The sequence below is a fragment of the Fundidesulfovibrio sp. genome, from assembly GCF_058402725.1.
In genome coordinates, this window is the sequence record NZ_JBZVFJ010000094.1 from 1 (window position 1) to 13,112 (window position 13,112).

A 13,112-nucleotide genomic window follows, 5' to 3' on the forward strand; every position below is an offset into this window, starting at 1 on the left:
ATCATCCCTGCTTCCGCTCCATCGGGCGGGGCAGCATCCCTCCCTCGACTCCTTGCCCTTCACCGCGCCCAGCTTGGCGAGTTCCGCGCCGGCCCACACGGGGGCGTCGTCGGACTTCTTCTGGCTGGGGGGGTAGAGCACGTAGGCCAGAAGCGGGGTGATCAGGAAGAGGATCACGCCCACGGGGAGGAAGCTCACGAACCAGTCGTTCCAGGTGAGGGCCACCTTGGCGGTCTTTTCCACCATGGACTGGGCCAGCAGGTTGGGGGCCAGGCCCGTGAGGAACATGGACGAGGTGACGCACGTGGTGGCCAGGGCCGTCCACATGAGGTAGGCCCCCAGGCCGCGCGGGTTGTTTTCGGGCGTGGAGCCGTAGAGGGGGGGGATGTTCTTGATGACGGGGTAGATGGTGCCGCCCGAGCGCGCCGTGTTGGAGGGCATGAAGGGGGCCAGGGCCAGGTCGGCCAGGGCCACCGCGTAGCCCAGGCCCAGGGCGCGCCGCCCCATGAGCTTGATGAGCGTAAGCGCGATGCGCTTGCCCAGGCCGGTCTTCTCGTAGCCCATGGCGAACATGAAGGCCGCAAAGATGAGCCAGACCGTGGAGTTGGAGAAGCCCGAGAGCAGCCAGTTGATGGAACTGCCCGCCGTGGCGGCCTTGCCCGGCGCGGAGGGGATGAGCTGGAGCGCGGCGGCCGCCGTCACGCCCATGAGCCCCGTGAGGGCGGGCGGGATGGGTTCCAGCACGAGCCCCGCCACAACGGCCACGAAGAGCGCGAAATAGGTCCACGCCTGGGGCGAGAGCCCCGCGGGCGCGGGCAGAAGCCAGACCAGCACGCCCGCCAGCAGCGGGACGATCGCCTTGATGTTCACGGACATGATCCCTCCTTGGGTTCGCTTCGGCCCGGACGGTGGATGCCCCGGAGCGCGCGGGCCTGGGCGCGGCCGGGAAAGGAGTCGAGGGAGGGATGCTGCCCCGCCCGATGGAGCGGAAGCAGGGATGATGCCAAAGGGTGCGTTTGTCGCCAACATGCCGGAATAATTGGCTGATGTTGGCCAGGAAACGAATCAAATCTGCGCGAAGGGGGATAACCTGGGCTATGGTCGCAGGGTGCTGCGAAGAAAAGCCGTGAGAATACGGCGTGTTGATGCGCTTTCCCGGAGGAATGCCCATGAGGGAGGTTATGGGCCTCGCGGAACCATGGCCAGGGACGGCGCCCTGTGCCGGTGCGTCGTCGCCCGCGCGGGGGCGCGGCTCAGTCCTGCCCGTTGGCCTCGCGCATGGCCTTGAGGCGCTTGCTCAGGGCGGGCTGGGAGATGCCCAGGAGCCTTGCGGCCAGGGTCTGGTTGCCCCCGGCGCGGGCCATGGCCTCCTGCACCAGATGCCTTGCCGCCTCGGAGAAGCTGGGCAGGCGCTCGAAGCTGGCGAAGGGGTTGGGCTCGCCCGGGGAGGCGGGCTGGCCGTGCTCCTGGCAGATGGTCTTCTCGAAGGCGGCCATGGAGAGGGTGCGGCCCGGGTGGACGCTCACGGCGTCGTAGACCATGGCGCGCAGTTCGCGCACGTTGCCGGGGAAGGGACAGCAGGCCAGGCGTCCGGCCAGTTCGCGCGGGGGGGTGGGCACGGGCTTGCCCAGCTCGCGGGCGGCTTCGGCCAGGAAGTGGCGCAGCAGGGGCTCGATGTCCTCCTTGCGCTCGCGCAGGGCGGGCACGTGCACGTGGTGGGTGCGCAGGCGGAAGTAGAGATCGCGCCGGAACTCCCCGGCGGCCTCGCGGGCGGCCAGGTCGCGGTGGGTGGCCACGATCACCCGGGCGTTGCTGCGCCGGGGCTGGTCGGAGCCCAGCGGGAAGTATTCGCCCTCCTGGAGCAGGCGCAGGAGCTTCACCTGGGAGGCCACGGAGAGGTCGCCCACCTCGTCCAGGAAGAGCGTGCCGCCCGAGGCCTCGCCCACCATGCCCTTGCGGGGGGCGTCCGCGCCGGTGAAGGCCCCGCGCACGTGGCCGAAGAGGGTGTCGGCGAACATGGCGTCGTCGAGCCCGGCCACGTTGACGCAGACCAGCGGCCCGGAGCGCCCCGAGAGGGCGTGGGCCGCGCGCACCAGGTTCTCCTTGCCCACGCCCGATTCGCCCGTCACCAGGAGCGGCTGGGGGCTCGGGGCCACGGCCTCCACGTAGGCGAAGATGGAGAGCATGGCGCGCGAGCGCGTGATGATCCCCGCGAAGGCCTCGGGGTTGGCAGGCCCACCGGCGGTAAGGCGCGAGAGGGCCAGGCGGTTCTCCTCGCGCAGCTCCAGCATGCGCACGGCGCGGCGCACGCCGCCCACGATGCGGTCCTCGTCGTCGGTCTTGACGAAGTAGTCCCAGGCTCCGAGCTTCATGCAGCGCACGGCGCTCTGGAGCTGGTTGAGCCCGCTGACGATGATGCAGGCCACCTCGGGGTGGCGCTCGCCCACGAGGGCCAGCAGCTCCTCGCCGGAGAGCCCGGGCATGGTCAGGTCCAGAAGCGCCAGGCCCACCTCGCCGCGTTCCAGGATGCCCAGGGCCTCTTCGCCGCTCTGGCAGGCCAGGATGTTGGTGTAGCCCGCCGAGGACTCCAGGGTGAGGGCCATGGAGCGCAGCCAGGCGGGCTCGTCGTCCACCAGGAGGATTTTGAAGGCGGGGCTCTGGGTGTTCATTCGGCCTCCTCGGGCGCGGCGGGAAGGCGCACGGTGACGGTGGTCCCCTGCCCCGGGCGCGACTCGAAATGGATGCTCCCGCCCAGCTCCTTGACGATGCCCGCCGACACCGAAAGCCCCAGGCCCGTGCCGCCGGTGGCGCGCTTGGTGGTGAAGAAGGGGTCGGTGAGGTGGGGCAGGTCGTCGGGGTCCACGCCCACGCCCTCGTCCTGCACCGCCAGGGCCACGGAGCGCCCCTGGTCCTCGGCGCGGGTCTCCAGGCGGATGGCCCGGTCCGGCGAGGGCAGGGCCTGGCAGGCGTTGAGCAGCAGGTTCACGAGCACCTGCTCCACGCGCTGGCTGGAGCCGCGCACGGTGGGCAGGTCCTGGGCGTAGGAGGCCGTGAAGTGGCGCGTTGCCTTGCGCAGGGCTGCCTCCACCAGGCGCAGGGCCTTGCGCGCGGCGTCGTTGGCGTCCACCAGTTCGGAGCCCGCGCCCTCGTCGCGTCGGGCGAAGTCCTTGAGGTCGTTGACGATGCGTTTGATGCGCACGGCGGCCTCCTGCATCTCCTCGAGCATCACGGGCAGCTCCTGGCGCATGCGCTCGTAGGGGATGCCGCCCAGGGTGAAGTCTCCGTGGGCCTCGCGGTACTCCTCCAGGATGCGCCCGGTGTCGGCCTGGACCTTGCGGAGCATGGGCAGGTTGAGCAGGATCAGGCCGTTGGGATTGTTGATCTCGTGGGCCACGCCCGAGACCAGGGTGCCCAGGGCGGCCATCTTGTCGGCCTGGAGGAGCTGGCGCTGGTTCTGCCGCAGCTGGTCCAGGGCGCTGGAGAGCGAGCGGGTGCGCTCGGCCACGCGGCGGCGCAGGGTGTGGGTCCAGATCATGGAGCCCAGGAGCAGGGCGGCCATGGGCGCGAGCACCAGGGAGATGGAGCGCAGGGCCTCGCTCCACTTGATGGGCCTGTTTTCCAGCACGCCCAGCCACTTCTGGCGGATCTCCTCGTACTTGCCGGTCTGGTCCAGGATGGCCAGGCCCTCGCTGAAGCGCCCCAGGAGCAGGTCGTCGCCCTTGCGCACGGCGTGGCCGTAGCGCACCGTGGCCACGGAGCGGGCCACCACCTCCAGGTTGTCCAGGTGGTTCTCGCGGATGATGTACATGCCCGGCAGCATGGCCGTGACGGCGTAGTCGCAGCGCCCCGAGGCCAGCAGGCGCAGGGCGTCGGCGGGGGTGTCGCTGAAGACGAGGTCGTGCTCGAAGCCCATCTGGCGGATGGTGTCGTGCATGATGCCGCCCTTGTGCAGGGCCACGCGCGTACCGCGCAGGCCCTCCAGGGAGTCCACGGGCGGCGCGCCCCGGCGGGCGAAGATGGCGTGGTTCACGGTGGTGTGGGGCGGGGCGTAGTCCACCTCCTTGAGGCGCTCCTCGGAGTAGGAGATGCCCTGGAGGATGTCCACGCCGCCTTCGTTGAGGGCGGTGCGCATCTCGTTCCAGGCCCCCAGGCGGAATTCCACGCGCAGGCCCATCACCTCGGCGATGGCCCGGGTGAGGTCCACGTTGTAGCCCGCGGGCTGGCCCTTGGCGTCGAGGAATTCGTAGGGGGGGTAGTCGCGGTCGCCGCCCACGATGACGGGGCGGCTCACGCCGGGCACCTCGGCCTGGGGGATGGGGTCGGCGGCCCGGGCGGGGCCGGGGAGCGCGAGGGCCGCCAGCAGGGCGGCCAGGAGAAGGGGGACGGCGTGGTTCATGGCGTTCCCCGGCCTATAGCGGAGCGGGCGCGCCGCGCCAAGGGGGGCGCTGGACTCCCGGGGCGAGGCGGTGTATGAGCCGCGCGACCCGTCTCCGGCCCCCCGGAGCGCATCCCCAGAAGCCAAGGTGACGCCATGCCCCTTTCCATAGGTATCGTCGGGCTGCCCAACGTGGGCAAGTCCACGCTCTTCAACGCCCTCACCCGGGCGCAGAACGCCCAGGCCGCCAACTATCCCTTCTGCACCATCGAGCCCAACAAGGCCGTCGTCCCGGTGCCCGACCCGCGCCTGGACGCCCTGACCAGCCTGGCCAAGCCCCAGAAGACCCTGCCCGCCACGGTGGAATTCACCGATATCGCTGGCCTGGTGAAGGGCGCGAGCAAGGGCGAGGGCCTGGGCAACAAGTTCCTGGCCAACATCCGCGAGACCCAGGCCATTCTGCACGTGGTGCGCTGCTTCGTGGACGACGACGTGGTGCACGTGCACGGCAAGGTGGACCCGCTCACGGACATCGAGGTCATCGAGACGGAGCTGATCCTGGCCGACGCCCAGGCACTGGAGAATCGCATGGACCGCCTGCGCAAGCAGGCCAGGGCGGGCAAGGAGCACCAGGCCAAGCTGGCCGTGGCGGAAAAGCTCCTGGCGCACCTGATGGAAGGCCTGCCCGCCTCGGCCCTGGAGGGCCGCGAGGAGGGGGCCATGGCCGAACTCTACGCGGAGCTCGCGCCCATCACGGCCAAGCCGGTGATCTACTGCGCCAACGTGGACGAGGCGGGCCTGGAGGCCGACTCGGCGGCCGTGGAGGCCGTGCGCGCCCACGCCGCAAAGACGGGCGCTCCCGTGGTGAAGGTGTCGGCGCGCATGGAAGAGGAGATGGCCGCCCTGGACGACGCCGAGCGCGCGGAGTTCCTGGAGTCCTACGGCGTGGAGAGCTCCGGCCTGGACCAGGTGATCCGCACGGGCTACGGCGTGCTGGGGCTGGTGAGCTATTTCACCGTGGGCCCGAAAGAGGTGCGCGCCTGGACCATCGAGCAGGGCTGGAAGGCCCCCAAGGCCGCCTCTGTGATCCACACGGATTTCGAGCGGGGCTTCATCCGCGCCGAGGTGATCGCCTACCAGGACTACACCGCCCACCGCACCGAAGCGGCCTGCCGCGCCGCCGGGGTGCTGCGCCAGGAGGGCAAGGAGTACGTGGTCAAGGACGGCGACGTGATGCACTTCCTGTTCAACGTCTAGCCGATTCCGCGCCGGGGCGGGGTTCCCTCGCCCCGGGTTGCGCGGCGGTTGTCGCGACCGGGGGAAGGGGCGGGAGCTTCCCGGCCCTGCCCGCCGTTCCCGGGTCTACCCCGCCCGCAGGGCCATCTCGGCCAGGGCGTTGACGCACGCCGCCCCGGTATGGCGCGCCTGGCCGTTCTTGCGCATGACGCAAAAACGTTCTACTTGCGGCCATGCTGTATTGCTTCGACAGGCCTGCCGGGGAACACCCCTGGGCCGATATGCTAGATCGGTTGCGCGCCAGCGCGGATGAATACCAGCCCTGCCTGGCCTCCAATGTGCGGGCGGACCACAGGGTCTCGTCCGGCTGGGAGGACCATCTCCTGCAGGAGGTCGTCGTGCCCGGCGGCTCCCCGGCCGAGGGCTACACGCTCTCGCCGGTTGCCTCCTGGATCGCGGGGATGCGCGAGTACTTCAAGGCCCATGTCTGTCTGCCGTTCGACCCCGTGAATGCGTCCAGGTCCGCCGCTCCTTACAGGCTCTTCAACGCGGCCAGCGCGGGAAGGGGCAGGCCCGCCGGGTTCAACACGCTGGTCCACGTGGAATCGCTCAATGCGGGGCTCTACCGGTCGACGCGCGGCGCGGCGAGCGATCCGCAAATCCTGCGCTTCATCCGCTCGGAGTTGGGACTTGCGCCGCCGGGCGGACGGGGCGTCGAACCGGGCGCGTTCCAGACGTTCGTCGACCAGGTGGCCACGCAGTCCGTGCAACAGGGGCCGGACACGGTGAAGGCCCTGGCCAGGGCCCTGTGCGACGCGCTGGGGGCCAACAGGCCTCCCTGGTGGGCCTGTTTCGCCGAGGAGGTCGACGACTTTCTCCGTGCGCGGGATGCGCTCAGAATCTGCCAGTCCCTGGGGCTTGGGCATCTGGAGGCCGGAGCGCGACTCTTGGTGTTCCGCTACCGCCTGGACAGCGTTTTCCCGGTGCTGCGCCCCACCATGGTGGAGTCCAACTTGAACGCCTGCCACTGCCCGTCGCCGCCGGGATCGGTTCACGGGGTGACCATGCCTCTGGATCCGGAGTTGTCGCCCTGCCGGGAGGTTGTGCATCCGCCGCTGGAGGGGCAGGCCTGTCAGAACGCTTGCACCGGGGACGTTCTTTGGCTTACGGAGCACACGTTGCCTTCTGGAGCGCTTGCGCATTTGCGCAATCAGCATATACTGCGAATGAGGTCCAAAAACCCGTCGGCATCCGATGCCCAGTGGTTTGCGAGGCACTTTCCATGAGCGAGCCAGCCAGCAGCGCTTCCATCACCTGCCACCGATTGGCTGCGGCCGTGCGCGAGCGCGACGCCAGGAGCCTAAGGCTTCTGCTTGCCGGAGACGGCCTGCCCCTGCTGGGGGCGGACGCAGGCTCCGCGGAGACGCTCTATCTCAGCCTGAACCACTGCCGCGAGGGCGCGGAGACGTACAGGAAGCTTCCTGACGTCCTGGCCGAGGTCGTTGTGCTCGGCCCCCCTGGCGGCGCGCCGGTCCGTACCTGGTGGGAGCAACTGCTGGAGCTGGCCGGGAACGTGCCCGCCAACGAGAAGCTGTTCGAGGCGGTCAAGTCCGTGCTGGCAGAGGTGGGGCAAGGCCCGCTGGAGCAGCATGCCTTGCGGGCGCTGGCTTTCCAGCAGACGGATGACTCCCTGGCGGAAAAGTGGTTCGAGAAGCTGAATATCCCGACCCGGGAGGACGCCCTGGCCGGATGGCAGGGGCTGTTGTGGATGCCGCGCGACATCACTTTGAAGGAAGCCTCATCCGGTGAAGTGGACGTGAGCAGGCTGGTCCGGGGCTTTGTGGTTGCTGAGAAGGCCTGGCAGGGCAAGGAAGGCTTCCCGTCGATCCTGGAAGAGATGGCGGCCATGATGGGCGAGGCCTATCCCCGCTCGCCGGAATTCTGGTCCGAACGCTTCAGGCCGTGGCTTCGCGACCTCCCGGTCTGTGTCTTGAGGGCGCTGAGGGAGTCCTTGCCCGGTGTCTTCATGCCAGTATGGGATTCGAAAGATGCGGATCAGAGGGCGTTCTTTGAGAAGCATGCGCCTTCCCCAGGTGATGCCGGGCTGCTCGGCGCAGGCCATGCCAAACAACCGGCTCCGGGGGGGGGAGGATATTGATCGCAAGGTGCTTGAATTCGCCGAAAAACTCCTTTCGATCTCCTTGTCCTGCAAGAGGCCCACGGCGGGCGAGGCTGCAGAGAGTAGCGCCATGTCCGCGCAGTTTAGCCGCCAGTACCAAGCACGGGCCATGAACCCTCTGTGTGCTATAACACCCTCGTCCCTTTCCACATGGCCGTCCCAGTCGTCCCTGGTCTGCGAAAGCGCCCTGCTCAATCTCTCGGCCAGACGGTTGACGGAATCCTTGGGTATCGATCCGGCGACGCATGGTTTCGGCTTTCGAACATCCATGGGGTGGACACTTAATAATCGACTTCTGGAACAGCTTCTGGAAAAAGAAGAGCCGGGTGGCATTAGCGCAAGCTGGGATTTCGTCCCCGGGTCTTGTGAGGTGGGCAAGAAAAAAACGACCCGTAAAACGTAATCTTGCCTGATGGACTCAGCCTGAATGATCCTGCCCTTTGCGCGCCCCTGAACCAGCCCAAGCCGTCTGCCCCTCATCCCGCCCGCAGGGCCATCTCGGCCAGGGCGTTGACGCACGCCGCCGCCAGGGCCGAGCCGCCCTTGCGGCCCTCGATGGCGATCCAGGGCGCGTCGGAGCGCGCCATGAGCAGCGCCTTGGACTCCGCCGCGTTCACGAAGCCCACCGGCATGCCGACCACCAGCTCCGGGGCGATGCGCCCGGCGTCCATGAGCTCCATCAGGCGCAGAAGCGCCGTGGGCGCGTTGCCCACCGCGAACACCACCGGCCCCGAGAGGCGCGCGGCCTCGTCCACGGCCAGGCGGGCGCGCGTCACGCCCTGCTCCCTGGCGCGCACGGCCAGGTCCGGGTCGTCCATGTAGCACACGCTGCGGCTGCCCAGGGAATCGAGCCTGCGCCCGGGGATGCCCACCTGGCACATGCGCGTGTCCGTGACCACCACGGCCCCCGAGCGCAGCGCCGCCACGCCCGCGCGCACCGCGCCCGGGGAGAAGCGCAGGAGCGAGAGCATCTCGAAGTCCGCCGAGGTGTGCACCAGCCTGCGCGCCACCTCCCACTGAGCGCCCTCGAAGGGGCGCGGCTCGGGCACGAGGGAGTCGATGATGGCGAAACTCTGCCGTTCGATGTCCGCCGGTCCGGCGGTCTGGAGGAGACGGGGGGTGTCCATGGGCTGGAGCCTACGCCTTCCCGGCCCCGACGCCAAGGCCCCTTGTCCGGCAAACGCCGCGCAGCCCTTGACAAAACGACTCCGATCGTCTGAATTCGACCCCGATCCATCGGGGCCACGGCGCGACCGCCTGGCGTACGGAGCGGTTCATGCGCGTGAGCGACCTCAAACCGGGCCTCGTGCTCGCCCAGCCGGTGCGGGACGTCAACGGACGCCTGCTCATGGGCTCCGGCATGCGCCTATCCGACCGGGCCATCAGCGTGCTCAAGTCCTGGGGCGTGGCCGCCGTGGCCGTGCAGGGCGAGCGCCAGCCCACCCTGGCCGACGCCGGGGACCACATCCCCGGGGAACTCGCAGCGCGCGCCCAGGACGTGGCCGCCGGACGCCTGGCCCGCAACGACCTCACCCATCCCTTCGTCCAGGACGTGTTCCGCCTCTGCGTGCCGCGCATCGCCCGCATGCTCGAGGAGGGGCGCGAGGTGCTCAGGCCCCCCAGCGAGCCCCTGGCCGAACGCCCCGGCGCGGACCTGCCGCCCCTGGACGTGGCGGCCCTGGCCGCCTGCAACCAGGCCCTGGGGGCCATGCCCGAGGTGCTGGCCGCCCTCTCGCGCGCCATGGACGACCCGGGCACCTCCCCGGCCACGGCCGCCGCCATCATTCAGACCGATCCGGGCCTGGCCGCCAGGCTCCTCAAGCTGGTGAACAGCGCCCTCTACGGCTTCCCCCAGCGCATCGACACCATCACGCGCGCCGTCACGGTCATCGGCGTGCAGCAGCTCTCGGCCCTGGCCCTGGGCATGTCGGTGATGGATCTCTTCTCCCACGTGCCCCAGGACATCCTGGACGTGCGCCAGTTCTGGCGGCACAGCCTGGCCTGCGCCTGCGCCGCGCGCGCCCTGGCCTCGGCCCTGGGCATGCCCAACACGGAGCGCTTCTTCGTGGCCGGGCTCCTGCACGACGTGGGCCTGCTGCTCTTCATCCAGTGCGAGCCCGACCGCGTGCGCCGCGCGCTCCAGGAGGTGCGCTCCGTGGGCGCGAGCCTCGTGGCCGCCGAGCGCAAGGCCCTTGGCGCGGACCACTGCCAGGCCGGCGCGGCCCTGCTGTCGGGTTGGAAGCTCCCCCCGGGGTTGGTGGAGGCCGCCCGCTGCCATCACGAGCCCTCCCTGTGCGCCGACGAGCGCGACGCGGCCATCGTGCACGCCGCAGACTTCCTGGCCGAGGCCCTGGCCCTGGGGTCTTCGGGCCAGAGCGTGCTCATGCCCCTGGACAAGGCGGCCTTCGACCGCCTCGGCGCGCCCCCCGGCGTGGCCGACGCCGTGCTCTGCCGCGTGGATGACCAGTTCGTTCAACTTGAAGCCATCTTCCTGAACGGCCATGGAACAAGCTGACGCCCCCGAAGCCTGCCCTGACGATCCCCGCGCGCGGCATCTGGAAGAGACCAGCCGCTTCGCCCTGGCCGCCCTGGACCAGGCCGCCGCCCTCTCCGACTTCTCCATGAGCATGATGGCTCTGGAAGGCCCCGAACCCATCCTGGAGCTCTGCCTGCAACGGGTGGAGGGCCTTCTGCCGTTCCGGGCCGTGGGGATCATGCTGGTGGACGAGGCCGACTCCAGCTTCCGCCTGGCCACGGCCTCCCCTCCCCAGGCGCGGCGCGAGCTGCAGGCCGTGGCCGACGCCAGCGTGGAGCGCGGCCTCTTCGCCTTCGCCCTGCGCGAGAAGCGCGCCGTGCTCGATCCCGCCGGGTCGGGCGGACCCAAGCGCCTCCTGCACGTGCTCACCACGGCCTCGCGCACCCGGGGCATGTTCCTGGCCCTGGTGGAGGAGCCCGCCCCCGAACTCTCCGAAGTGACCCTGACCATCCTCTCCATCCTCCTGGGCAACACGGCCCAGGCCCTGGAGAGCTGTTTCCTGCACCGGCGCATCCGCGAGATGAACCGCGAGCTGGAGGAAAAGCTCGACCGCCTGGCGGACTCCGAGATGGACCTCAAGGCCGTCAACGACAACCAGGACAGGCTCATCCGGGCCAAGACGCGCGAGCTCCAGGAGGCCATGGCCCGCCTGGAGCAGGAGGTGGGCCAGCGCAAGAAGGCCGAGACCCTGCTGGAGGCCCTGAACCAGCGCCTGGAGGCCAAGGTGGAGGTGCGCACGCGCGCGCTCTTCCGCAAGGTTGCCGAGATGGAGGCCGCCAACCAGCAGCTCAAGCAGCTGGAGCGCCTCAAGTCGGGGTTTCTCTCGTCGGTGTCCCACGAGCTGCGCACGCCGCTCACCTCCATCCTGGGCTTCGCCAGGCTCATCGCCAGGGACTTCGAGCGCTACTTCCGGCCGCCCGAGGGGCACCCGCGCGACGCCAAAGCCCTGCGTCTGCTGCGCAACCTGGAGATCGTGGAGAAGGAGTCCGAGCGGCTCACGAGGCTCATCAACGACGTGCTGGACCTGACGCGCATCGAGTCCGGCAAGATGCCCTGGCGCGACGAGCCCCTGAGCCTCACCGAGGTGATCGCGGACGCCGTGATGGCCGTGGAAGGGCGCATCGAGAACCGGCCCCACGTGCACCTGCGCCTGGAGCTGCCGCGCAACCTCCCCGACGCCATGGGCGACCGCGACCGCATCCTCCAGGTGCTCATCAACCTCCTGGACAACGCCCTCAAGTTCACCGAGGAGGGCTACGTGCTCGTGGAGGCGGGCATGGACGAGGCAGGCATGCTCCTGGTCTGCGTGGAAGACACGGGCCCCGGCGTCTCCGAGGAGGAGGCCGAGAAGATCTTCGACAAGTTCCACCAGCACTCCCACAAGGACACCCTCAAGGACAAGCCCAAGGGCACGGGCCTGGGGCTGGCCATCTGCCGCCACATCGTGGCGCGCCACGGCGGGCGCATCTGGGTGGACCCCCCGCGCGAGGGGCAGGGCAGCGTGTTCTGCTTCAACCTGCCGGTGCACAGGCCGGGCCGCGTTCCGGCGGCGTAGCGCGAGGGGGGCGGCCCGCCCCTGTCGACCTGCCGACCTGGCGGCCAAGCCGTACTCCGGGCCTCCTGAGCGCACCGGTCCCTTCGGCCGCTTCCGTTGCGTTCTCCTCTTGACAGAGGCGAGCCGGTTCATTAAAGCCTCATATCAAGATATCTTGATATGAAGATCAACAGCATATGAACACAGCCGCAGCACCCAGCACCCGCGTCCCGTCCCGCCGCTCCTTCGCGCGGGATTTCTCCGTCTCCGCCCTGGCGGCCGGGCTGGTGGCCGTGGCCGTCTCCTTCGGCGGTCCCGCGGCCATCATCTTCCAGGCCGCGCGCGCCGCAAGCCTGGACCAGGCCCACCTGGCCAGCTGGATCTGGGCCATCTGCGTGGGCTCCGGCGTCACGGGCATCTGGCTCTCCCTGCGCACCCGCGAGCCCGTGGTGACGGCGTGGTCCACCCCGGGGCTGGCCGTGCTGGCGGCCGGGTGGGCGGCGTACCCCTATCCCGAGGCCGTGGGGGCCTTCGTGGTCTCCGGGGCGCTCATCACGCTGTGCGGGGTCACGGGGCTCTTCCAGGCGCTCATGGACCGCATCCCGCGTCCGGTGGTCTCGGCCATGCTGGCGGGCATCCTCTTCCGCTTCGGCGTGGACGTGTTCGGCTTCCTGAAGTCCGCGCCGCTCCTTGCCGGGACCATGATCGCGGCCTACCTGGCCTCCAAGCGCCTCACGCCGCGCTACGCCATCGTGTGCACGCTGCTGGCCGGGTTCGCGGCCGCCGGGCTCACGGGCGGGCTGGACTTCTCCGGCGTCTCGGCCAGCCTTGCGCGCCCTGTGTTCACCGTGCCCCAGTTCAGCCTGGGCGCGGTGATCGGCCTGGGGCTGCCGCTGTTCCTCGTCACCATGACCGGCCAGAACGCCACGGGCCTGGGCGTGATGCGCGCCAGCGGCTACCACGCACCGGGCAGCCCCATGGTGGCCTCCACGGGCCTGGCCTCGCTGCTTCTGGCCCCCTTCGGCTGCCACGGCGTGAACCTGGCGGCCATCACGGCGGCCATCTGCACCGGCCCCGAGTCCCACCCCGACCCCTCCCGGCGCTACGTGGCCGCCGTGGTCTGCGGGGCGTGCTACCTGGTGGTGGGGGCGTTCGGCGCGGCCCTTACCGGCGTTTTCACGGCCCTGCCGCCCGCGCTCATCGCCGTGGTGTCCGGGCTGGCGCTCTTCGGGGCCATCGCCTCGGGCCTCAC

Annotated in this window: 11 protein-coding genes; 7 read left to right on the top strand and 4 right to left on the bottom strand. The window is 69.9% G+C overall.

The annotated features are described in order from the left end of the window. The 3 genes from ACV4UX_RS12615 to ACV4UX_RS12625 form a co-directional block, all read right to left on the bottom strand. On the bottom strand, window positions 1-876 hold an 876-nt coding region (locus tag ACV4UX_RS12615; RefSeq protein ID WP_491593631.1), incomplete at its 3' end, for a DASS family sodium-coupled anion symporter. Between the two features lie 377 nt (window positions 877-1,253). Continuing rightward, window positions 1,254-2,669 (bottom strand): sigma-54-dependent transcriptional regulator, encoded by a 1,416-nt coding sequence (locus ACV4UX_RS12620; RefSeq protein WP_491593632.1) that lies wholly within the window; start codon window positions 2,667-2,669, stop codon window positions 1,254-1,256. Next, on the bottom strand, window positions 2,666-4,396 hold the full coding sequence (locus ACV4UX_RS12625; protein ID WP_491593633.1) for a transporter substrate-binding domain-containing protein: 1,731 nt from the start codon (window positions 4,394-4,396) through the stop codon (window positions 2,666-2,668). The genes ACV4UX_RS12620 and ACV4UX_RS12625 overlap by 4 nt, the downstream gene beginning before the upstream one ends. A 135-nt stretch (window positions 4,397-4,531) precedes the next feature. Here ACV4UX_RS12625 and ychF point away from each other — a divergent pair, with 135 nt between their 5' ends. From ychF to ACV4UX_RS12645, 4 genes are all read left to right on the top strand, one after another. Further along, window positions 4,532-5,632, top strand: a complete 1,101-nt coding sequence (ychF, locus tag ACV4UX_RS12630) for a redox-regulated ATPase YchF (RefSeq protein WP_491593634.1) — start codon at window positions 4,532-4,534, stop codon at window positions 5,630-5,632. 212 nt (window positions 5,633-5,844) lie between these two features. After that, window positions 5,845-6,897: a hypothetical protein gene (locus tag ACV4UX_RS12635; protein ID WP_491593635.1), complete on the top strand. Its 1,053-nt coding sequence runs from the start codon at window positions 5,845-5,847 to the stop codon at window positions 6,895-6,897. Next, entirely contained in the window at window positions 6,894-7,769 is an 876-nt protein-coding gene (locus ACV4UX_RS12640; protein WP_491593636.1) for a hypothetical protein, read from the top strand. Before ACV4UX_RS12635 ends, ACV4UX_RS12640 begins: the two co-directional genes overlap by 4 nt. A 7-nt stretch (window positions 7,770-7,776) precedes the next feature. Continuing rightward, window positions 7,777-8,193 (top strand): hypothetical protein, encoded by a 417-nt coding sequence (locus tag ACV4UX_RS12645; RefSeq protein WP_491593637.1) that lies wholly within the window; start codon window positions 7,777-7,779, stop codon window positions 8,191-8,193. Between the two features lie 73 nt (window positions 8,194-8,266). Here the strand turns inward: ACV4UX_RS12645 and ACV4UX_RS12650 are convergent, their stop codons facing one another. Next, a complete protein-coding gene (locus ACV4UX_RS12650) occupies window positions 8,267-8,917 on the bottom strand; it encodes a precorrin-8X methylmutase (protein WP_491593638.1) in 651 nt (216 codons plus the stop codon). A gap of 149 nt (window positions 8,918-9,066) precedes the next feature. Between ACV4UX_RS12650 and ACV4UX_RS12655 the strand changes: the two genes are divergently transcribed. The 3 genes from ACV4UX_RS12655 to ACV4UX_RS12665 all read left to right on the top strand — a co-directional run. After that, a complete protein-coding gene (locus ACV4UX_RS12655) occupies window positions 9,067-10,305 on the top strand; it encodes an HDOD domain-containing protein (RefSeq protein WP_491593639.1) in 1,239 nt (412 codons plus the stop codon). Further along, a complete protein-coding gene (locus ACV4UX_RS12660; RefSeq protein ID WP_491593640.1) occupies window positions 10,292-11,881 on the top strand; it encodes a sensor histidine kinase in 1,590 nt (529 codons plus the stop codon). The genes ACV4UX_RS12655 and ACV4UX_RS12660 overlap by 14 nt, the downstream gene beginning before the upstream one ends. Window positions 11,882-12,057: 176 nt before the next feature. After that, the coding region (locus ACV4UX_RS12665) for a benzoate/H(+) symporter BenE family transporter (RefSeq protein WP_491593641.1) at window positions 12,058-13,112 on the top strand (1,055 nt) is incomplete at its 3' end.

Excerpts from the sequence above, each read along its gene's own strand:
- ACV4UX_RS12620 (WP_491593632.1), bottom strand. The coding sequence starts at position 2,669 with ATGAACACCCAGAGCCCCGCCTTCAAAATCCTCCTGGTGGACGACGAG.
- ACV4UX_RS12625 (WP_491593633.1), bottom strand. The coding sequence starts at position 4,396 with ATGAACCACGCCGTCCCCCTTCTCCTGGCCGCCCTGCTGGCGGCCCTC.
- ychF (WP_491593634.1), top strand. The coding sequence starts at position 4,532 with ATGCCCCTTTCCATAGGTATCGTCGGGCTGCCCAACGTGGGCAAGTCC.
- ACV4UX_RS12635 (WP_491593635.1), top strand. The coding sequence starts at position 5,845 with ATGCTGTATTGCTTCGACAGGCCTGCCGGGGAACACCCCTGGGCCGAT.
- ACV4UX_RS12640 (WP_491593636.1), top strand. The coding sequence starts at position 6,894 with ATGAGCGAGCCAGCCAGCAGCGCTTCCATCACCTGCCACCGATTGGCT.
- ACV4UX_RS12650 (WP_491593638.1), bottom strand. The coding sequence starts at position 8,917 with ATGGACACCCCCCGTCTCCTCCAGACCGCCGGACCGGCGGACATCGAA.
- ACV4UX_RS12655 (WP_491593639.1), top strand. The coding sequence starts at position 9,067 with ATGCGCGTGAGCGACCTCAAACCGGGCCTCGTGCTCGCCCAGCCGGTG.
- ACV4UX_RS12660 (WP_491593640.1), top strand. The coding sequence starts at position 10,292 with ATGGAACAAGCTGACGCCCCCGAAGCCTGCCCTGACGATCCCCGCGCG.